This window comes from Streptomyces sp. NPDC097640 (assembly GCF_040302705.1).
Classification (GTDB): domain Bacteria; phylum Actinomycetota; class Actinomycetes; order Streptomycetales; family Streptomycetaceae; genus Streptomyces.
In genome coordinates this window covers 19,016-36,583 of sequence record NZ_JBEOSB010000042.1, presented here as the reverse complement: position 1 = coordinate 36,583, position 17,568 = coordinate 19,016, and the positions used below count along the sequence as shown (strand labels likewise).

The window sequence follows — 17,568 nt, the reverse complement described above, 5'->3', positions numbered from 1 at the left end:
TCCTCCCGCGCGTCAGGCCGCGCCCCCATTGATGAGTTCGAAGAGGACGTTCGCGCTCACGTCGCTGAGCTTCGGCTTGGGCTTCGACGGCTTGGCGCCCGGACGGGCAATCGGCTCCGGCGGCTTCGGCCGCTTCGCCTTGCTGTCTGTGTGCGCGCAGATCAGCACGTGCTCGACCCGCGCCAGACGGTCAGCCACCAAGGCGAGGAGTTGCTCCTGCTGCGACCAGCGGCCCTTCTCCGGCTCGCCGCTCTCGGCCTGCTCCGCCAACTCCTCATCGCTCAGTCCATTGCGAAGCGCGGTCATCGTGGCCGATTCGGGAGGAAGGTGCTGGATCAACACCCGCAGCCGGCGCCACGACAGGCGACCGCGGTGCACGTCCAGCAGGTCGACACCCGGGTAGTAGCGGGCGAAGTCGGCCTCTACCGCCTCCGCGTGCTCCTCGAGGACCGAGACGGTCCACTGGACTTTCCCATCGCTTCCCCAGACTCTCGCACGACCGCCTCGGCGAAGTTGCCGATGCCTTCGGCTGTCGGGTCGAGCTCCTCGTACAGCTCGTAGTCGTCCTCGTGAAGAACGAAGGCGAAGAAGCCGTCGAAGTCTCCGTGGTTCAGGGCTCGCAGGGCGGATGACCGCCAGCGAGTGTTCGGCACCGCCCGCACGTCCTTGGTGACGCCGTCGTATCCGGCAAGCGGCACGGTCACGTACTCGTCGCCGTCCGCCTCCAGCTCCTGGGCGACGGCCTCCTTTGCGGCGTCGAGGGCGGTTTTGGTTGTGGGCATGGCACGGGCCTCTCTATCTCACGGCGCGGGCGGTCAGGGAGGTGGTGGGTGGGTCGGGCCCGCGCCAGGGCGACCCACCCACCAGTCATCGGGGGCTCAGGAGCCCGTGTACACCGGCGTCGCCGGGACACTGTCCGTGTGGTACACCGTGTTGCCCGCGGCGTCCGGGTAGGCCGTGATCGTGATCTCGTAGCCCGACATCTCGTCCTGTTTGAACGTGACATCGCTGCGGTCGGAGATCTCTCCCGCCGGGACGTAGAAGCCGCGGGCCGAGTCGCCGTCGAACACTGCGAACCACCATGCGCGCCTGTCGACGCTCGGGCTGGCAGTCTCTGCGAAGCTCGTGAGCCCCGAGGACGGGGTCAGGTCGGCAGCCGGGATACGGAACATCACCGACTGGACAGCCACGCGGGCCGTCTCCCACAGGGTCACCTTGAACGTGCGGATCGACTTGGTGATCGTCGTGCGAAGCGGCGACGTGAGGCCCCAAGGGGTGAACTCTTGGGAATCCTCGTCGAAGCCGAACACGAGCCCGTCATCCGAGACGGCGCCCAACGGCTCCCACGGCGAAACAGGCTGAGCCAGCGGCGACGACGGAGCCGTCGTACCGACGTCCGACACCCATCCCCCTCCGTTGCTCCCGATCACCGTCAAATCGGCGGCTCGAGTGATGTTGACCATTGGGTCTCCAGACATGCGAAGACCCCGCCAACAACGACGGGGTCGGAATACAGGGTCCGGCGCGGGCCCAGCCGGTCAGGAGACCGGGTGAAAGAAGATCTCGTAGGTGGCCCCGCAGCGGCGGAGCCCCGTGTTCTCGTAAGGGCGCCACGAAGGCGCCGACACCGTCGACACTCGGCCGAAGACCGCAGCCGCGGTCTTCGTCCCTGGCAGCCTCATCACCAATGCGTCACGGGTCTCGCGGGCAAGCAGGGAAGCCCCACCGCGGGTCGCCGCATAGACGTCCACGTCCACCAGCGCCCGGTCGAGGCGGAAGCTGTCATCCGAGCCACCAACCCGTTGCACCTGCCCCACAGGCAGAACATCGAGCAGATTGGCCGGCAGCTCTGCCGTGAAGTGCGCATCGACCCGGCTGTCGAGCCACGCTATGAGCTCGACCTCCACGTCGGGCCAGATCATCAACCACCCCCGGCCTGCGCCGCCCGCAGCATCACATGGTGGGCAGGGACGCGTTCGGTGCCGTACTCCACCCAGCGGGCGTAGTAGGCGGTGTTCGTCACGTATGCCACCGCGCGGTCACGGCGTCGGCCGCCGCGCCTCGTTGACGTCACCACTACCGATGCCCTGTACAGGCCCGGGTGCGGGTCCCCAGGGGGTACGCCGACCGGGGCCGTGGCCTCGGCCGCAGCCTTGATGAGCTCGCCCCGACGCACCATCTCCGCCTCGATCATCTCCGAGCAGAGCAGTGCGCCGATCCCTCGACGGGATCCCCGGAATCGTGCCGCCATGGGCCACCTCCAAGCGTCAGCCGGTGACGCGCTCCAGAGCGGCAACCACCGGACCGCTGGATCCCGTGAAAGGCGACCGGAAGACCCCGGCCTGGCCGTCAACCTCGTAGAGGATGCCAGCGACCCGCACCTTGTCCGTTGGTCTCAGATCGGTGCCAGCGGGAGCGTAGAGCGTCAGCCCGATGATGACCGTGTCTCTAGCCTGGGTCTGCTCGTTCCCTCCTGCCGCGTTGCCGTCCCTGGGGGCGACGCCGCAGCCGGGCACAGGAATCTCCTCGGAAGGACCGGGGATTCCCGCCCCGTACTCGTCGTACCCAGCTGCCGCGCCGGGTCGGACGATAGTGACGGTTTCACCGTGAGGCAGTGCGCGCACCGCACACCTCCTCCACCGCGTCGCACCAAGCGTTCAAGTCTTCCGTGGGGTCCAGTGCCTTCGACCGGGCCTTGGCTCGCCGTGATGCCGCCCGGTATGCGGCGGGATCGTCGAGCGCCTCGATCGCCTTCTGCCAGGCGTCGACGGTGTTCCGGTCCTGGAAGATGCCCGCAGGTCCGAGGGACTCGGTGAGTCCGTCGGTGGGGTGGGCTAGCACTGGGATCCCGCTGGCCATAGCCTCGACGCCGACGCGTCCCCACGACTCGTAGTCGGAGGGCATGAGCAGGAGTCTGGTGCGGGCATACACCTCGTCGCGCATCCTGCGCCCGTCCATGTGGTCGAGCACGAGCACGTTCGGTAGATCAGGAGGTTGCTGCTCGCCGTAGCCGCCGCGGACCGCGAGGAACTTACTGTCAGGCATGCGCTCCGCGAGCTCGGCCAGGACGCCGACGCCCTTGGTGACGGTGCAGTTGATCAAGGTGATGCAGTCTCCCGGCCGCGTCCTGTACTCATGCGGGTGCACCGGAGGTCGCACCACCAGCATCCGGCCCGGGCGTCGCGGCTGGCCGTCGAAGTGCCGCTCGGCCTCCGCGCGCATCCATTCGGAGTTCACGACGACCAGCGCCGTCGAGCCCGTGGTCATCGGCTCCCACGTCAGGTCGAACGTGTTGTGGCCCACGACAACCATGGGCACGCCGTGACCCCGGGCCAGACACGCGGTGAGGGGCACATTCTCCAGGTGGCTGACCAGTACATCGGCGCGGGCGGCCGCTGAAGCGAAGCTGCCACCCAGACTGTGCGGGACCACGCGGACGCCGTCCACCTCATACGGGTCCCGCCTAGTGGCCCACTGCGATAGCCACACCTCGGCAGCATGCCCGCGGCGAACCAGGGCGCGTAGCATCTCATGCAGCGCCCACTCCGCCCCCGCATTGTGATCAGGCGGGTAAGCGTGGACACGGGCAACCACCCTCAGCGGGCGCGTCACCGGAACCTCACCATCGACATGCCGGCCCTCGGTCGGTAACCGGCGTCCTTGAGTTCCTGTCGGTCCTCGTCGGTCATGATGACCGCGGTCCCCGCCCCGGAGCCATCGGTGCGGTAGCTGTAAGGGCCGATCGTCTCCCCCGTCACCCCGCCGGCCAGTGTCGGCGCTGTCAGCGTGCGCAGGGCCATGCGGGCCACGACAGCGACAACCGCGTCGGGGATCTGAGCGTCGCCGTGGCTGTAGACCACCCGGTATGTTCCCGGGTATGCCTCGACGTCGTCCTCGTACCAGCGTTCCGGGAGGTTGATGACCGGGCTGTCCACGCAGACACGGATGATGTCCAGGCCATCCCACTCCCAACCCACCACCGGCAGATCCGGGGCCCCGCCCGCACCGATCGCGACCACCGAGGCCACGGCGAGGACGGGACGCTGCGGCAGCCTGATCTCGCCCTGCTGGGCGCGCACGACCACGGTCTCGTTGTCGGTGCGGGTGAATGTCTGCCGCGTGTATGAGCGGACCTTCGCCGAGGCGTCGTTCAGAAGGGCCTGCGCCCGCGCCTCCTCGGCAGGCGTGAGCGGCCTGCCCAGACGGTCTGAGAGGTCGGTTGTACTAGCGAGGGAGGGTTCCACGCCTCGCCACCCCCTCCATGGCCGACACCCACAGGTCGAGCTCTGCCGCAGGATCCAACCCGGCCGCCCGAGCTGCTGCTGCCTTGGACGCCTGCGGGTAGATCTTCGGGGAGAACAGGCGCTTCACCGCCGCCTCCCATGCGTCCGTGTCGTCGCGGTCGGCAAACATCCCGGCCTCACCCAGGGACTCCATGAGGCCCGGCGTCGGGTGAGCGACAACGGGAATGCCAGAGCACATGGCCTCGACAGCAACTCGCCCATAGGACTCGTACACCGACGGCGCGAGCAGCACCTTCGTGCGCGCGTACACGTCCTTGGCCATGCGGTCTCCGGGCGTGTGCGGCACGATCTCCACGTTCGGCAGGTCATCGCGGACGATCTGCCGCCCGTAGCCGCCGATCACGCCAAGGAACTTTCGCTTCGGCATGCGCTCGGCCAGCGCATAGAAGACCCTGGCGCCCTTCTCTTCCGTGAGGTTGACCAGGGTGATGCGGTCACCCGGAGTTGCCTGATAGTCCTCGACAGCGACCGGCGGATGCACGGTGATGCCCCACGGCATGGGGCGGTCGCCGCGCTGGATTCGCCACCAGGCTTCCGCGTCCGCCTTCATCCACGCCGTGTTGTAGACGACCAGCGACGGGGAGCCCTTCACCAGCCACGACTTGGATTTCTCGAACGTGTTGTGCAGTAGGTGCACCACTGGGATCCGGTTGAGCTCCCCAAGCACCGACGCCCGCGCCGTGTTCTCCAGATGCGTCACGACGGCATCCGCTCGAACATCGCCGTGCATCCACCGCGACGGATCCGCCTTGCCTCTGTACGGGTGCACGGCCACGCCGTCGATCTCGTAACCAGCATCCGCAGACCGCGGATCCGACAGCAGCACATCCACCTTGTGCCCGCGCGCCGCCAGCTTGCGCAGCAGACTGTGCGCCGCCCACTCCGCGCCCGCATTGTGGGCGGGCGGATAGGCGTGCAGCATCGCCAAAACCCGCAACGGGAACTCCGATCTCCCGGCGGCCGACAGCCGCGGACGACTGCCGGCCGCACGCGGTCAGGACGCGGCCGTGGTCGCCTGGACGACGCCGAACGGGGACCGGGTCGCCGAGTTGGTGTTCAGGCGCGTCGCCGGGTTGGCCGTCGCGAACGCCACCCGCATCACCACGCGCATGGCAACGGAGTCCTGCTGCATCAGGTTGAGGATGACCTTGCCGTCGTCGTCGGAGATGACGCCCTCGGTGAACAGCTTGAACGAGATGTCCTGGCGCATGCCGACGATCGCCTTGCGCCAGTCGCCCATAAGCAGCTCCGCCTCCGAGGTGTCCCAGGCGCCGTTGGTGAGCTCCGACATCGGGTAGCCGTACAGGGTGCCGCCCGGGGTGCCCTGCAGGTTCGGCTGGTAGATCGGCACACCCTGGGCGGAGCGGATGCCGTTCAGCTTCCACGTGAGCCCCGGTCGGGACATGAACCCGTTGACGGCGAATCCGTCCGCGGCAACCTTCTCGGCGACCACCGAAACGTCCTGGGCGAAGTCCTCACCGGTGCCCGCAATGGTGACGTTGCCTGCGGCGACCGCCGACTGGTACACGGCGGTCGGCCAGGTGGACGGCTTGTTCGTGCCGAACAGGCCGGCCCCGTCGAGCAGCGCCCCCAGGGCCTCGACGAGGCGCGGGCGGACCTGATCCCAGATCGGCATCTGGGCGTCGTCGAGGTACGCCTCGGGGATCGGGACGATCGACGCCATCTCCTCAACGATGAGATCGACGTTCTTCCAGTCCTGCGCCGTGGTCTGCTTCAGGCCGGTGTCGCCGCCGACGAAGTAGGCGAGCGGCAGTACGTCCAGGACGGGCTGGCGCTGCGTCTTCGTTGACATCGGCACCTGTGCGGCGCGCTGCAGGAGCGCGGAAGCCGCAGGCATCTCCTCGATGATCTGTGCCGAGACCGGCGTCGGGACGAGCGGGTCGTTGCTGGCGTCCCGGGAGATCAGAGAGTTGTAGACGGCCACGGGGTCTCCTTTCGAAAGAGCAGCGACCCCGGCCCCGTGACATGGGAAATTCCGGTGCTGCGAATGTCAGATCAGGTGGTTCGGCCCGCCATGCGGCGGATCCAGTCGTCCGCCGTCGCAGGCGCCCCGGATGAGGGGGCTGCCCCGGGGGTGAGGGATTCGACCGGCCTCTGCGAAGCGGGGGCCGGGGACGGTGCGGTTGCCTTGAGGCGCCCAGCGAGCGCCTCGGCGCGCGCGTTGATCTCCTCGTCCGTCCCGGAACCCAGCAGCTCGATCAGATCCGGCGGGATGTTGTGCGTCGCCGCCGCCATCAACCGAGCGTTCGCCGACTGCAGGTCCGCGAGCTGCCCCTCCAGGCCAGTCGCCCTCTCGGTCGCCCGCTGGATCTCAGACTTCTGCGTGTCCTCGTGCTCGCGATACTTCTCGGCGGCCTGCCGCAGCTGATCAATCTCGTCCTTGGACTTGAAGCCGAGGGCGGCCAGGTGCTGCCGCTCGTGCTGCCGGGACAGGCTCTTCCACTTCGTGGCTTCGGCCTCCCAGTCCGTCTCCGGCTGCGACTCGTTCACGGGCTGCGCGGCAGCAGCCTGCTGCTGGCCAAGTGCGATCGAGGCAGGGGCCTGCGCCGGGATCTGCCCGGCGGCTACGACTTCGGCGGGTGTGGGGACAGCCTGCGTGCCGCTGGCGGTCTCCGGGGTGTCGTCGGGCATCGGTAGGGCTCCCATGTCGGGTGCGGCGCCGTGTCGGTGCGCGCAGTGGAGAAGCGGGAAGGCGCCTGCCATGTCGGCTGACGCCTCAAGGAAGGCAGCGCAGAGGCGCTGCAGGAATCGGGGTCAGGTGCGGTCGGGCGCTCTGTAGGCGGCCCGCCCGTCTGACTCCCACCAGCTACGGAAGGCGTTGACGGCATGCCTGCCTCCGCGGCCTCGCGTCTCCCGCAGCCAGTCGTCGTAGAGCTTCTCGGCGATGCCGATGAAGGGCTCGTTCATGGTGAACGCCGGCCATGCCTGACAGGCGCAATGGTCGTGGTAACGGTTGCCGTCCTGCCTGGGATCGCCAGCCGTCTGCGCCGACTTGTAGACAGGCCCGCGGGAGGCGAGCATGGCGCACCAGGCACACGGATCGTTGTCGGTGACCCGCGACCATCCGGTAGCCATCTCGTCGGCCGCAATGGACTGCTTCATCACTGATCGGCCGCCCTCAAGCGCCAGATACTGCGTGGAGCCCACCATCCGCACGGCCGCGGCATCCATGGCCTGCTGAGGCGTCTTCCCGGCAGCGATGGCTTTCTTGAACTCCACCGGCCCCGTCACGTCCAGAGACGCCTCAAGCCGGTCGATGGCCAGCTGTAGCGGGCCATGCGGATCGAAACCGCCATCCGGTACCCCGGCAGAACGCCGGGCGTCCATGTAGGCAGCGCGGGCCAGCGTCGCCGACTGCTCGCGAGCTTGCTGCACGATCGGCATCAGCGCTGAGCGCACCGCCGGCCACGACGCATCCACCTTCGCCGGGTTCATCAGCTCTCGCCACACCTGCAGGATCTGCCGGGCCATCTGTGCCGCCAACAGGGCCTGAACCCGCCGGAACCGTTGTGCCTGCTCGGCCAGCCCCGCCACGGTCAGGCCGCCGTAGCAGGCACCTCAGCGGGCGTCTGCGAGCCTGCCGGGGGCTGCATCTGCTTCTCGATGATTCCGTTCAGCCGGTTCATCGCGTCACCTTCGGATGCGGCCTTCTTCCACCGCTCCACATCGGTCTGTGTCACCCCGGGCACCCGCTCCCACAGTTCCTGCGGGGGCACGCCGAGCATGGTGACGAGCTTGCCGAGCGCGTCCACGGTCTGCGCCAGCGAACGGGCGGAGGTGTCCCGCCACACCACCTGGGCAGCGGTATCCTCCCAGGCCACCGAATCCCCGGAAGCCAGCCCGACCAGGCGCAGCATCTGCTCGTGCCCTTCGCCGCACAGCGACTCGTGCTCGTCGACGTTACGGTCCAAGCCGTCCCGTGCGGCTGCCAAAGCCTCCGCCGACAGGTTCACCATCTGCCCGAGCAGGTGGTACGGCGGAACCTGAGAGATGGTGGCAATGTTCCGCACCGTCGACTCCCGCGAGTCCAGGTAGCCCTTGAGATCAGTCGCCCCGAACTCGCCAAACTTGGTGTCCGCATCCTCGGCGACGAACAAGCCATCCACCCGGGACCGGAACGGCTCGATCGGGTTGCCCTGCTCGTCGAGCGGAGGCGCCATGCCTGTCACCCACCGCTGCCGGAACGCCGCATACTGCTGAGCCATGAGCAGGCCGAACGTGGTCATGTTCAGCTGATCCTGGATTTCGATCAGCGGCTCGACCTCGCCGATGACGCCGTCACCGTCGAGATCCTCCAAGTTGATGTAGCGCACCACAGGGCAGACACCCATGTTGTGCCGCATCAGCCATTGTTCTCCGTCGGGAGCCAGCTGGGACCCGTCCACTTTGCCCGCCAGCATGTATCGGGCCTGGTCGTCATAGACCCGGACCACGCGGCGTTTTCCGCCCCGGGTGTTCTCCACGCGGTCCTCGACCGCGAAGATCGGCCACTCGTCGTTCACCGGATCCGCATAGAGGGCCGTCATCCGCCGCGGAGAGAAGGGGGTAATGACCGGCACCGGCTTCCCCGGCATGACCACCGCATAGGCGGCCCCGTAGGTCAACACCGAACGATGAATGCCGTGCTGGCGGGCGTCCATCCGGTTCGCCTGCCACACCTGCCACGGTGCCGCGTTCTCATCCGAGCCTGCGGGCCGGTACCCGTCCACGTACATGTTCTGCGCCACGACCTTGACCACCAGCGGCAAGATGTTCACCCTGGCCCGCTCGATCAGCCACCGGTACTCCGCCCGGGCGCCCCGCGGCACGTACACCGAGTCGTGCTTGCCGCACATGTACCGCTGGATCCTGTCCAACCGATCCTGCTCGCCCTTACGCAGCTCCAGTAGGTGGCGAGCCGTCGATACCGCCTCATCCTGACCCATCAGTGCCATGCCGGGGCCACCCCCTCGCTAAGCGAACCCGTATACGCGCCCCGTGCGCTGCTTCTTCTTCTGCCGCTTCACCCAGTCCGGCGACGCCAGCAGGGCCCGCCGCGCCATGTCCGCCAGCTGCATCGCCGCGAAGCCGTCCACCTTCTTCGGGGATTCCCGGGACTCCTTACCGAAGGAGACTCCCCACCGGTTCGGCCGACGTCGGGCGTTCCCGACGTGCCGGTTCAGCGTCTTGTGGTCCGTGTGGAGGATCTTCGCGTCGTCGATCGCCTGCACCAGCGCCTCGGTCGCCTTCGTCAACTCCTGCTGGTGGCCGCGCATGTCGTAGCCGATCACCGACTTCGGAGAGGACTTCACCAGCAGTTCGTCCCGGTAGGTCTCGCCCCACTCGTCGATGTACGACTCCCACAGCTTCACGTCGGCGAAGAACGCACGCACCTGATACGTGCCGAAGGCGTGAGCCACCAGGTCGGACACCTGCTTGCGGTCGACCTCCCACCCCTTCGCCTGAGGTCCGTCTGGGCGCTCCCAGATGCCCACGGGCTGCACCAGCCGGTCCGAGATCCGCATCGCGATCAGCGCAGTCGCGTCGTCTGACTTACCGCCGTCGAATCCGAGGACGATCTCGTCGCCGTCCTGCAGCCGCAAGTCCGATGCGCACAGTGCCCACTTGCCGGGGTCCAGCAGAGCATCCTCCGCAGCGACAGGCTGGTTCAGCCAGTAGCGGCGCGAGTCCGACGGCGCCGACTGCGGGTCCCAGATCTCGGCGATGACGCCGTCCAGGTCCATCCACGCCGCCGCCGGCCCGTAAGCCTCCTTCAGCCCGGCGAGCAGGGCGCCCCGGTCCGCAAGGTCCGTGCCGTCCCTCGCCTGTCGGTGATCGAAGAGCAGACCCGCAGCGTCGGCATCACGGATCCGGCCCTCCCGGATGGCCTTGTAGTAGGTGTGCGTCGCCTCCGCCACCGAGTCCTGGCCCGGCTCGTACATCGTCGACGTCTCAAGGCACCACGGCTCGGCTTCCTTGCGCTTGCGCAGGTTGCGGCGGACCGTGCCGTGCATGCGCCGCAGCTCTGGCAGCACGTACAGGTGGGTTTCGTCGAAGACTGCGAAGGTCTCCTTGCCGCCGTCCTTCGCCGCCGAGGACGCCGTCGACGGTGTGATCTCGCCGCGCTGGTGGTGCAGGATGATCCGGCTCGACGACTGTGCCGACTTGCCGATGTCGATGCCCGGGAACTCGTCGTCGTGGTTCTCGATCAGGTACTCGAGCATCGTCGACACGTTGTCGTAGGTGTTGCCGGACTGGCCTTCCTCTGTCGCCAGGCAGCGGATGAACGGCGACTTCACGGGTCGGCCGACCGGTTCCCCCTTGGCGTCCCAGCCGTCGAACCGCACCGGGAACAGGGCCTCCGCGCAGACGAGCATGCCAGCGATCTCAGACTTGGCGCGGCCCTTCGCCCGGGACAGGAATGCTCTGCGGTAGACGCGCCGCCCCGTCTCAGGGTCGAGACGGTAGGCCTTGACGATGAACGCGTAGAACTCATCGTCCAGTTCGATCGGCTCGCCGACAACGTCGCCAGGGCCGTGGCAGAGGTAGGCCTCGATGTGCTCCACGATCTGCGGACCCAGTGACGGAAAAGGCTGCTCGGGCGTGCCGCCATTCCAAGGCACGGCACCTCCTAGACCGCCGGGTCATCCACGATCCGCAGGTTCTTCCGCCGATCCGACGTAGACCGCGACGTCCCCGCCGGGGCTGGCTTGTCCGCCGGGGTGTCGATCTGCAGCTTCAGCCGCATCCGGTCCTCCGGCGTCGCCCCGTACTTCGCCGCCCTCAGACGGACCTCGGAGGCGAATTCCCAGCGCCCCTTCGTCCACATCACGTGATGGAGCAGGGCCGTGTCCAACAGGAAATCCCAGTCGGTGTCGATGAAGACCTGGGCCTGCGCCGAGCGCCGCCATGTCTCCCACCACTGCACCGTCCTCGGATGCCACGACTCCTGATCCGGCAGAACGCCCTCGGGCAGCTCCGGTCCGCGGACTTCGTCGTCGTCCTGGACCCGGTTCAGCTCGGCATCCCGAGCCTTCGCGTCACGTGCACGGGAGCGAGTCGCCTTCGGTGCCATGCCTCGGCCGGCCATGAGCGCCCCCCCCTCACAGCAGGTCGGCGATCACCCTCGAAAGATCCGTCAGCGTCGACGGGGCGTTCTCGAACGGTTCGCGGGTGACGGTGATGTAGCGGCCACGGTCGTAGACCTCAACGGATGCTTCCCCGTGTCGCATTCGGCGGCCCCGCCCGACAGATCCGAAGCCCCAGATGTGCAGTCCCGTTCCGGACGGAGAGACCTCAATGTACGTCGCAGGCACGCTGTCCACGATCCTGCGCGCCCACGGCCGCAACTCGCCTTCCAGCAGAGCGTGGTCGAGGTCGATGCACACCAGGCGGTCCACGGAGCTCAACACGAACCCGAGACCCACCCCGGCCGTCGAGCGGGTCGCGGCGCTGTAGCTGGCCCACGTCTCCGGATCCGTCGACGAGGCGGGCCGCACCTTCAGCCCTGTCACAGACAGCGGGACCTTGCGATTCGCCCGGCGAACCCACTGCCGTCGGCGCGTCATCGCTGACGGAACAGGATCGACCTGCTTACGCGCGGCCCGGTGGGCAGCCATGCGACAGCGGCCGGAGCAGAAGCGGGCGTTGTGAGCATGCCGGGCGCTCAGCGGCTCCCGGCACTTCTCGCAGCGCTTCGTTTTCATGCAACCAGGATACCGTGCTGCGTGACGGCAATATGCATTCTGACCTGCACTGATACTGTCTCGTGACGCAAGCGCAGTCACCGAGACGACTGACGCCGGAGGCCGCCCATAAGGCATCCCCGCAGGTCAGAGCTTGATCATCAGATTCCCAGAGTCACGCGCTCCGCGACAAGCTAACGTGCCCGATCCTCAAGATTGTTTGGATCTTGGGGGTGCCCCCGGGTGATCTTGAAGCCTTGATCCACAGCTCCAGCCCGGTCAGCCGATCAAGCCTGGGTGATCCTCGGCGGGCCGGCGCCTCGGGGGCTTGGCGTGGGCCACGGCGGATGCTTCGGCTCCGGTCTTGCGGTTGTGGTGCCACTCGCACAGCGACCACAGGTTCGAGTCACTGTGACAGTCCACGTCCTGGGCGGCGCCCACCTTGTGGTCGACCTGGTTGGCCGGCTCACCGCACAGCCCGCCCGTGGCGACAGGCCACTGGCACACCCACCCGTCGCGCCGAAGGATGCGCTGCCGGATGCGTGCCCAGCCCTTGGGGAGTGGTGCCGAGCGCCGGCCCTGACTTGGCATCAGCCGCCGCCCTTGTCCTTGCCGCCGCGCAGAAGCTTGGCGTGCTCGGCCGGGTACATGCCGGTGGCTCGCTTGTGGAGCAGGTTGCAGTAGCCCTCAGCCTTGCCTGGCATGTGGCGCTCCAGCTCGGCCACGCAGCGGTCGAAGTCCCCCGCTGTGCCCCACGCGATTCGCTGACCGCCGGCGCCCGTGGTCCAGTACCGGTGCAGTCGCTCGGTGGCGGCCACGTCTGAGGGGGTGGCTTCTTGCCCTCCGGCCATGCGGTTCACGTCCCTTCGGCTGGGTCTCCAGGTAGCTCGTCGAGGCGTTGGATACTGCGCACTCGGGCGCGAGGAACGGCGAGCGCTAGGCCGCGACCGTCGCTGAAGGTGGCCCAGTCGGCGCCGAGATCGAGGGTGAGTTCGGGGTCTTCGATGAAGACGTCTCCGGCGCCGTCGATGGACACGACGTAGCGGATCATGCGGGTTCGACCAGTAGCCAGGCGACAGTGGACGTGTCGCTGCCGCTGGAACTGGTAATCGTGAACGAGGTTCCGGCGGTGCGGGCGGACACGCGCAGGAACCCTGCGGTGCCGCCGAGCGCCTGGTTAGTGAGGAAGATCCTGCTGTTGGCGGTGACCGCCGTGGTCGAGACGGTCGCTGTCCCCGCAGTGAGCGCCACCGTGCCCATCTTCGCGTTCGAGCCTTCGGCGACCATCAGCCCGCGTCCTGCTGTGGCGATGCGGAGGTCGGCGGTGGTGAGCGACAGCTGGTTGGCGGCAGTGCGGCTGAGGATGACTTCGCGTGCGGCTGTCCCGGAGCCCATTTCGATCTGGCCGCTGGCGAGGAATCTGCCCCGGTCGAAGGCGTCACCGGAGACGAAGACGCCGAGGCCGACGCTGGTGGTGGCGGCGAGACTGGAGTTGATGCCCCCGGTCATGGTGCCGCCCGCGGTGGGCAGGACCCCGGTGGTGGGGTGAACGTGTCCGGCGTCGGCGGCTTTCCCGGTCGAGCCGGCGGCTTGGGTGCCAAGGGCCGCGATGTCGGCAGCTGTGCCGTCGAGCTGCACCACGCCCGCCGTCGAGGTGCTCGCCGTGGGCAGGGCAGGGGTTCCGTGTGTGTGGTCGCCGCGGGAGTAGGTGGTGGCGGCGCCTGCGTTGGAGGTGGCGCCGAAGCTGGTCTGCGCGGTGACGGTACTGGCGGCCGTGGGTCCTGCCGCTGGGGTCTGCCAGGTTGCGGCGGTCCCGGAGGTGGCCGTGGGAACCTGGCCAGCACTGGGGGTGCCGTTCACAGCGACCCCGTTGACCTTGGCTACGGTCGGGTTGGGGTAGGTGCCGCTGAGGTCTCCCCCGGCCGGATCTCCGGTGCCGATGGCGCCGAGGTCGGCCGCGGTGATGGTGACGTCGCCGCGATCGCCGTTGACGGAGGTGACCGCACCTTCAGCGACCTGAATGACGCGCGGGGGCTGGGTGCCGTTGGGGGTGACGGTGATGTTCACTGGGTCACCTCCGGGGCGAGGAGGGCACGGCCTTCGAGGAGCCGCATGACGGTGGTTCCGTCGGTGACTTCAAGATCCCACCTGCCGGAGCGGGTGAGGGTGGCTGTGACGGTTGCTGGAACCAGCACGGTGATCGCGGCGCCGGTGATGGTGAGGTACGGGGTGAGGTCGAGCAGCAGCTCGGCGTCGGGGGCCGCCAGTACGCGGATCTGCGCGCGGGCTGTCCACCCAGTCCAGTCGATCGCGCTGCCGTCGTCGTTCTTGGTCGTGTACGTCTCGGCGAAGGTGGCGCCTTGCTCGATCTGGAGGTCCCACGCGCCAGCGGTCACTGTGGCCTCCTTCCGTCAGGCGACCATGGCCCGCTGGATTCCCTGCTCCAAGCTCACACGGGGCGTGTAGAAGGCGAGCATCCGGCTCGGATCGCACACGCGGTGGTGGACGCCTTGGGGCGCCGCCGCGAGGTGCTTGAGCTGTGGCCGGTAGCCCGCCGCCTCGGTGACGAGCCCGGCGAGCTGGTCGAACGAGGTGGCTCGGCCGGTGCCGAGGTTGACGGGCCCCGTGACGTCCTGGTCTACGGCGGCGAGGGTGGCGCCGATCAGGTCGCTGATGTGGATCCAGTCGCGGGTGGAGTCGCCGGAGCCCCACACCTCGAACGGGTCCTGCCGCTCGCGCGCCCGCCGAATGAACGCCGGGAACGGGTACGCCTCGTCCTGGTCCTCGCCATAGCCGGAGAACGGCCGCAGCACGGTCATGCGCGTGCCTTCGGCCGCCGCGTACTGGCAGAGCTGTTCGCCAGCGAGCTTGGCCAGCCCGTAGCTGGCGTCGGGGCGACCTGGCTGCTCGTAGTCGATGTCGTCCTCGCAGAGCCGCCGCACCTCGCCCGGCTGCTGGAGGGCGACCGGGTACGCCGCCGAGCTTGAGAAGTACCCGGCCCGCGGGGTGCGGGTGCGGACGAGCCACCGCATGTACCAGGAGTCGAGCGCCAAGTTGGTGGCCACGCCGAGCGGGCTGCCGTCGATGCTGGCCCGGCCGCCGACGACCGCTGCACAGTGGATGGCCAGGTCGTAGCGGGTGTCGTCGCTGCGGAACAGGTCGAGGGCGTCTTGCCCGTCGGCCAGGTCGCAGGTGGTGACATCGTCGCCTCGCGCGTCGAACGCCCGGTGCAGGTGGCGGCCGACGAAACCCGCGCTACCAGTGAGGAGGACGCGCATGTGGACCTCCTCAGCGGTGGGTCTTGAAGTAGAAGGTGCGCTTACCGAAGCAGACGCCGATCTCCCACTTGTCGCCGTCTCGGTGGATGTGGATGGGCGTGAAGTGGAGCTGCCAGAAGAACCTGCCGCGCCAGAAGGTGCGGTAGCCGCGCGGCTGGACATGTCCGGCGTAGAGGGCCTTCCACTCCCACGCCTTCTCGCCTCGCCAGATGGTCTTGAGGTAGCGGGTGCTGTCGGCCGTGGTGCTCACGCTGCCTCCTCGACGAGCTTCCGCAGCTTCTTCAGGTCGGCTTCGAGTCCGCCGCCATCCCGGTACTCGCAGTAGGCAGCCGAGTCGGCGGACACCTGCTCGCTGCTGTTGGCCTCCTCGTAACCCTGATCTACCTCCGCCTTCCCTGCCGCAGGGTGAAGGTGCTCGATGACCATGTCGTCGAGGTAGGTGATGCGCTGCATCCCTTTCCCCCAATCGAGCCAGCAGAGGTCCAAGCAGAGATGCACGAGCTGCGGAGGCGCGAAATAACCCAGCGTCATGACGATGTCCGACGTCACGGCCACGGCGGTCGGCATCCGCTCCCCCATGAGCAGGTCGTTGCCGTACACGATGCCGGGACCGCCGGACAGGCACTCGCGGATGCGGGAGTCCCACGGCCGGTCTGCGGGCCGGGGCCGGTGGTCGTCACCGAAGAACGCCAGGAACCGGTAGCTCTTGGCCGCCTTGACGGCCTGCTGGTTGAGGGTGCCGCAGAGGCGCCGGCGCTTCCCGAACACGAACCGCACCCGCGGGTCGGCCTTGACGGCCGCGGCGTGGTTCTTGTACGCGGCCAGCTCCGGGTCATCCGTGTCCACGCAGAACAGCAGGTCCGCGGTGGCCCCGGTGTCGTTCCACGCCTGCATGATGGCGGGCACGGCCTGGGGCCGGCCGCGGGTGGGGATGATGACGAGCAGGTCTTCGGCCATGGCGCGGGCCTCCTCCGGTGGTGCTGGTGTGGGGCCCGCTGCTCGGCCGCGGTCCTCCGGGCAGCGGGTGCGTGGTGGTCCGCCCGGCCGTGACGAGTCGGCCGGACAGACGAGGGGGACGCCGAGCGGATCAGGGGGGTGCTGGCGTCCCGTGCCTGCTCCCGCTGGGCAGGCGCGTGTTCCTCGCGGGTGGGAGCGTCCACCACCCAGCGCGCTCGACCGCCCGCGAGGAGTCGTTAGGCGGCTCGGGTGCCGCGCTGTGGTGTGGCCTTGTACCTGGCGGCCCGCTCTTGGATCTCGGGGAGCGCGTACATGGTCTTGTACTCGTGCCCGTTGCCGGTGAGCCGGTTTTCCCCCGAGAAGCGCCGGATCTTGCCTCGTGACGCCCACTGGCGGATCACCTGCTGGGGAACGCCGGTCGCATCTTCGGCTTCATGGGCGAAGACGAGATCTTCGGGGTGAAGTTCGACGAGGCGCATGTGTCCACCTCCGGGAAAGCAGAGAGCCCCCGGCCGGAAGCTGGGGGCTCAAAGGTCTGCGGACACACTTGTGTTCCGATGAGGGCACTGTGACATATTTCGATCACGCCTGCAACTATTGGGTGATCAGGCGGCGTTCCGGACGGCCAGGGGGAGCTCCAGCACTTCGACCCGTCCGTACTGGGCGCCGCACGAGCAGCGTGCCCCGGGTGTGGAGATCGTGACCCGGAGGGTTCCGCCGCAGGAGCAGGCGACGGTGATGCGCCGCTCTAGCCGCTCGCCTGTCACCTGGCGGCGGCACGCCCGCGCCATCTGCCCAACCTCGGCCGCGAACTCGGAGAACGCGGGATGCTCGGTGGCCGCCCATTCGAGGTTGGCACGCAGGGCTTTCACAACCTGGTCGAGTTGCTGCTGCAGGCCGCCTTTCCAGCGCGGGTGCCGCCAGCCAAGTGTGTCGTGCCAGTCGACAAGCCAGGTCTGCAGCACGGTGACGACTCCCCCGCGGGCGGAGAGGTTGAGGGGTTCGAGCCTGAGCGGGAGGGGCGCTGTGCGGCTACCGGATACGCGGCCTTCCCCTGTGCCGGCGCCTGGCGTGAGGACGCGTGTGAGTGCCGCGTACAGTCCGGTCTCGCCGGCCAGGGCCTCGAGGTGTTCGTCGGTGCGGTTCTGGCAGATGCGGCAGGCTATTCGCCCAAGTTCGTCGTGGCGGAGTTCGCGGCTACAGGCTGCACAGGTGGGCCAGGTGTAGTCGTCCTCGGGCTGGTGCACGGCGGGCTCCTCGGTGGCGCGGGTGGTGCAGGGGGTGGCGCTAGGGCAATTGTGCATGCCTGTCCCGACACCGCCGGTTTGCCGCCTTGGGGCGACG

The 17,568-nt window shown here is 68.3% G+C and carries 26 protein-coding genes; all 26 read right to left on the bottom strand.

The window, feature by feature from the left end:
- Nucleotides 1-12: 12 nt before the first annotated feature.
- The gene (locus ABTY62_RS43260; protein WP_352134879.1) at nucleotides 13-306 is read right to left on the bottom strand and encodes a hypothetical protein; all 294 of its coding nucleotides are present in this window, start codon (nucleotides 304-306) and stop codon (nucleotides 13-15) included.
- A gap of 116 nt (nucleotides 307-422) precedes the next feature.
- Complete coding sequence (locus ABTY62_RS43255) at nucleotides 423-782, bottom strand: hypothetical protein (RefSeq protein WP_352134878.1); 360 nt, start codon at nucleotides 780-782, stop codon at nucleotides 423-425.
- A gap of 96 nt (nucleotides 783-878) precedes the next feature.
- On the bottom strand, nucleotides 879-1,463 hold the full coding sequence (locus ABTY62_RS43250; protein WP_352134877.1) for a phage tail tube protein: 585 nt from the start codon (nucleotides 1,461-1,463) through the stop codon (nucleotides 879-881).
- A gap of 75 nt (nucleotides 1,464-1,538) precedes the next feature.
- Nucleotides 1,539-1,922 (bottom strand): hypothetical protein, encoded by a 384-nt coding sequence (locus ABTY62_RS43245; RefSeq protein ID WP_352134876.1) that lies wholly within the window; start codon nucleotides 1,920-1,922, stop codon nucleotides 1,539-1,541.
- A complete protein-coding gene (locus ABTY62_RS43240) occupies nucleotides 1,922-2,194 on the bottom strand; it encodes an HK97 gp10 family phage protein (RefSeq protein ID WP_352134924.1) in 273 nt (90 codons plus the stop codon). The genes ABTY62_RS43245 and ABTY62_RS43240 overlap by 1 nt, the downstream gene beginning before the upstream one ends.
- Before the next feature lie 73 nt (nucleotides 2,195-2,267).
- Nucleotides 2,268-2,624, bottom strand: coding sequence for a hypothetical protein (locus ABTY62_RS43235; protein ID WP_352134875.1), 357 nt, complete (start codon nucleotides 2,622-2,624; stop codon nucleotides 2,268-2,270).
- Nucleotides 2,602-3,594, bottom strand: a complete 993-nt coding sequence (locus tag ABTY62_RS43230) for a glycosyltransferase family 4 protein (protein WP_352134923.1) — start codon at nucleotides 3,592-3,594, stop codon at nucleotides 2,602-2,604. The genes ABTY62_RS43235 and ABTY62_RS43230 overlap by 23 nt, the downstream gene beginning before the upstream one ends.
- Before the next feature lie 14 nt (nucleotides 3,595-3,608).
- Nucleotides 3,609-4,244: a hypothetical protein gene (locus ABTY62_RS43225; RefSeq protein ID WP_352134874.1), complete on the bottom strand. Its 636-nt coding sequence runs from the start codon at nucleotides 4,242-4,244 to the stop codon at nucleotides 3,609-3,611.
- Complete coding sequence (locus tag ABTY62_RS43220) at nucleotides 4,225-5,226, bottom strand: glycosyltransferase family 4 protein (RefSeq protein WP_352134873.1); 1,002 nt, start codon at nucleotides 5,224-5,226, stop codon at nucleotides 4,225-4,227. The genes ABTY62_RS43225 and ABTY62_RS43220 overlap by 20 nt, the downstream gene beginning before the upstream one ends.
- A gap of 72 nt (nucleotides 5,227-5,298) precedes the next feature.
- Nucleotides 5,299-6,249: a phage major capsid protein gene (locus ABTY62_RS43215; RefSeq protein WP_352134872.1), complete on the bottom strand. Its 951-nt coding sequence runs from the start codon at nucleotides 6,247-6,249 to the stop codon at nucleotides 5,299-5,301.
- A 71-nt stretch (nucleotides 6,250-6,320) separates the two neighbouring features.
- On the bottom strand, nucleotides 6,321-6,956 hold the full coding sequence (locus tag ABTY62_RS43210; RefSeq protein ID WP_352134871.1) for a hypothetical protein: 636 nt from the start codon (nucleotides 6,954-6,956) through the stop codon (nucleotides 6,321-6,323).
- A 123-nt stretch (nucleotides 6,957-7,079) separates the two neighbouring features.
- Entirely contained in the window at nucleotides 7,080-7,859 is a 780-nt protein-coding gene (locus ABTY62_RS43205) for a VG15 protein (RefSeq protein WP_352134870.1), read from the bottom strand.
- A 2-nt stretch (nucleotides 7,860-7,861) separates the two neighbouring features.
- Entirely contained in the window at nucleotides 7,862-9,259 is a 1,398-nt protein-coding gene (locus ABTY62_RS43200; RefSeq protein WP_352134869.1) for a phage portal protein, read from the bottom strand.
- An 18-nt stretch (nucleotides 9,260-9,277) separates the two neighbouring features.
- Entirely contained in the window at nucleotides 9,278-10,927 is a 1,650-nt protein-coding gene (locus tag ABTY62_RS43195; RefSeq protein ID WP_352134868.1) for a terminase large subunit domain-containing protein, read from the bottom strand.
- Nucleotides 10,928-10,935: 8 nt separating this feature from the next.
- Nucleotides 10,936-11,394, bottom strand: coding sequence for a phage terminase small subunit (locus ABTY62_RS43190; RefSeq protein ID WP_352134867.1), 459 nt, complete (start codon nucleotides 11,392-11,394; stop codon nucleotides 10,936-10,938).
- A gap of 13 nt (nucleotides 11,395-11,407) precedes the next feature.
- Entirely contained in the window at nucleotides 11,408-12,010 is a 603-nt protein-coding gene (locus tag ABTY62_RS43185; RefSeq protein WP_352134866.1) for a DNA primase, read from the bottom strand.
- 258 nt (nucleotides 12,011-12,268) lie between these two features.
- Nucleotides 12,269-12,580, bottom strand: coding sequence for an HNH endonuclease (locus ABTY62_RS43180; protein WP_352134865.1), 312 nt, complete (start codon nucleotides 12,578-12,580; stop codon nucleotides 12,269-12,271).
- The gene (locus ABTY62_RS43175; RefSeq protein WP_352134864.1) at nucleotides 12,580-12,807 is read right to left on the bottom strand and encodes a hypothetical protein; all 228 of its coding nucleotides are present in this window, start codon (nucleotides 12,805-12,807) and stop codon (nucleotides 12,580-12,582) included. Before ABTY62_RS43175 ends, ABTY62_RS43180 begins: the two co-directional genes overlap by 1 nt.
- A 38-nt stretch (nucleotides 12,808-12,845) precedes the next feature.
- A complete protein-coding gene (locus tag ABTY62_RS43170) occupies nucleotides 12,846-13,040 on the bottom strand; it encodes a hypothetical protein (protein WP_352134863.1) in 195 nt (64 codons plus the stop codon).
- Entirely contained in the window at nucleotides 13,037-14,056 is a 1,020-nt protein-coding gene (locus ABTY62_RS43165) for a hypothetical protein (RefSeq protein ID WP_352134862.1), read from the bottom strand. Before ABTY62_RS43165 ends, ABTY62_RS43170 begins: the two co-directional genes overlap by 4 nt.
- Nucleotides 14,053-14,385 (bottom strand): hypothetical protein, encoded by a 333-nt coding sequence (locus ABTY62_RS43160; protein WP_352134861.1) that lies wholly within the window; start codon nucleotides 14,383-14,385, stop codon nucleotides 14,053-14,055. Before ABTY62_RS43160 ends, ABTY62_RS43165 begins: the two co-directional genes overlap by 4 nt.
- Nucleotides 14,386-14,400: 15 nt before the next feature.
- Entirely contained in the window at nucleotides 14,401-15,267 is an 867-nt protein-coding gene (locus ABTY62_RS43155; protein ID WP_352134860.1) for an NAD-dependent epimerase/dehydratase family protein, read from the bottom strand.
- A 10-nt stretch (nucleotides 15,268-15,277) separates the two neighbouring features.
- Nucleotides 15,278-15,517 carry a hypothetical protein gene (locus ABTY62_RS43150; protein WP_352134859.1) on the bottom strand — a complete coding sequence of 80 codons (240 nt, stop codon included), beginning with the start codon at nucleotides 15,515-15,517 and terminating at the stop codon, nucleotides 15,278-15,280.
- The gene (locus ABTY62_RS43145) at nucleotides 15,514-16,224 is read right to left on the bottom strand and encodes a glycosyltransferase family 2 protein (protein WP_352134858.1); all 711 of its coding nucleotides are present in this window, start codon (nucleotides 16,222-16,224) and stop codon (nucleotides 15,514-15,516) included. Before ABTY62_RS43145 ends, ABTY62_RS43150 begins: the two co-directional genes overlap by 4 nt.
- Nucleotides 16,225-16,460: 236 nt before the next feature.
- Nucleotides 16,461-16,703 carry a hypothetical protein gene (locus ABTY62_RS43140; protein ID WP_352134857.1) on the bottom strand — a complete coding sequence of 81 codons (243 nt, stop codon included), beginning with the start codon at nucleotides 16,701-16,703 and terminating at the stop codon, nucleotides 16,461-16,463.
- Between the two features lie 126 nt (nucleotides 16,704-16,829).
- Nucleotides 16,830-17,471, bottom strand: coding sequence for a hypothetical protein (locus ABTY62_RS43135; RefSeq protein WP_352134856.1), 642 nt, complete (start codon nucleotides 17,469-17,471; stop codon nucleotides 16,830-16,832).
- Nucleotides 17,472-17,568: the final 97 nt, after the last annotated feature.

Bases quoted from the DNA above. Each gene is read 5' to 3' on its own strand.
- ABTY62_RS43210 (WP_352134871.1), bottom strand. From the start codon at position 6,956: ATGCCCGACGACACCCCGGAGACCGCCAGCGGCACGCAGGCTGTCCCC.
- ABTY62_RS43200 (WP_352134869.1), bottom strand. From the start codon at position 9,259: ATGGCACTGATGGGTCAGGATGAGGCGGTATCGACGGCTCGCCACCTA.
- ABTY62_RS43155 (WP_352134860.1), bottom strand. From the start codon at position 15,267: ATGCGCGTCCTCCTCACTGGTAGCGCGGGTTTCGTCGGCCGCCACCTG.
- ABTY62_RS43180 (WP_352134865.1), bottom strand. From the start codon at position 12,580: ATGCCAAGTCAGGGCCGGCGCTCGGCACCACTCCCCAAGGGCTGGGCA.
- ABTY62_RS43190 (WP_352134867.1), bottom strand. From the start codon at position 11,394: ATGGCCGGCCGAGGCATGGCACCGAAGGCGACTCGCTCCCGTGCACGT.
- ABTY62_RS43185 (WP_352134866.1), bottom strand. From the start codon at position 12,010: ATGAAAACGAAGCGCTGCGAGAAGTGCCGGGAGCCGCTGAGCGCCCGG.
- ABTY62_RS43220 (WP_352134873.1), bottom strand. From the start codon at position 5,226: ATGCTGCACGCCTATCCGCCCGCCCACAATGCGGGCGCGGAGTGGGCG.
- ABTY62_RS43140 (WP_352134857.1), bottom strand. From the start codon at position 16,703: ATGCGCCTCGTCGAACTTCACCCCGAAGATCTCGTCTTCGCCCATGAA.
- ABTY62_RS43240 (WP_352134924.1), bottom strand. From the start codon at position 2,194: ATGATCGAGGCGGAGATGGTGCGTCGGGGCGAGCTCATCAAGGCTGCG.
- ABTY62_RS43170 (WP_352134863.1), bottom strand. From the start codon at position 13,040: ATGATCCGCTACGTCGTGTCCATCGACGGCGCCGGAGACGTCTTCATC.
- ABTY62_RS43255 (WP_352134878.1), bottom strand. From the start codon at position 782: ATGCCCACAACCAAAACCGCCCTCGACGCCGCAAAGGAGGCCGTCGCC.
- ABTY62_RS43145 (WP_352134858.1), bottom strand. From the start codon at position 16,224: ATGGCCGAAGACCTGCTCGTCATCATCCCCACCCGCGGCCGGCCCCAG.
- ABTY62_RS43260 (WP_352134879.1), bottom strand. From the start codon at position 306: ATGACCGCGCTTCGCAATGGACTGAGCGATGAGGAGTTGGCGGAGCAG.
- ABTY62_RS43245 (WP_352134876.1), bottom strand. From the start codon at position 1,922: ATGATCTGGCCCGACGTGGAGGTCGAGCTCATAGCGTGGCTCGACAGC.
- ABTY62_RS43250 (WP_352134877.1), bottom strand. From the start codon at position 1,463: ATGGTCAACATCACTCGAGCCGCCGATTTGACGGTGATCGGGAGCAAC.